The organism is Citrobacter sp. Awk 4, from assembly GCF_028069725.1.
GTDB lineage: Bacteria > Pseudomonadota > Gammaproteobacteria > Enterobacterales > Enterobacteriaceae > Citrobacter_D.
In genome coordinates this window covers 1-761 of sequence record NZ_JANEWG010000135.1, presented here as the reverse complement: position 1 = coordinate 761, position 761 = coordinate 1, and the positions used below count along the sequence as shown (strand labels likewise).

At 35.2% G+C, this 761-nt stretch carries 1 protein-coding gene; it reads right to left on the bottom strand.

What is annotated here, in order from left to right; all coding sequences use genetic code 11:
- Nucleotides 1-761: glycosyltransferase family 8 protein (locus NNO04_RS22510; protein WP_271446531.1), on the bottom strand; the 761-nt coding region annotated here is incomplete at both ends.

Here is a 761-nt window from a genome sequence, read left to right as displayed (position 1 = left end):
ACCCTTCATTAAGTTATATTTAATTGCTGAAGCCAGGCCGCTAATTATTTTATTTTGATACAGCAAGTGTTTATATTTTTCTCTATACTCATGTTTCCGTACTGCAGGAAGTAAACTTTTCATTCGCCATGGCGATTTTTGATATACGCTGCGGAAAAATTGTGCTGATGGATAGTTTGCCCAATCATGCCATGGTTTCGTCACACCGGTATAATGTATAAATACGGTTTGCGCATTGATGATTGATTTGTAATAATCTTTATTTTTTATCTCAAATTCAGATTTCAAAGAGTAAATGGTATTATATTCTCTGGGTAAAATTTTAGCATGATGGAGAAATATAATATTTAAAATATCCTGATCAGGATATTTTATTTTTGCAGCAATTTCATCCTGAGAAAGTAAATCGAAAAACCTCTCGGTCAGATTTGATTGCAGCCATTGCTTCATATTGATATACATCACCCCAGAGTTGAAATATTTACCTTCAAACTCTGTGTTATCCAGTCGCTCTGCGCTTTTAGCTTGCATTGAATCAACATCAACCACAACAGCTCCGTATTCGTGATCGAATTCCAGTTCGGAGAGTTCTAGCAATGAACCTTTGCATGTGATATCAGCATCAAGATAGAGTAACTTATCCAGGCGTTCAGAGAAATAATCGAAAGAAAGCAAGCGATAATATATTGATACTGGCCATATATCCGTTTTGGGTAACGTCGACAATGGTTCAGAATCAATATGATACAGTTTAATAACTG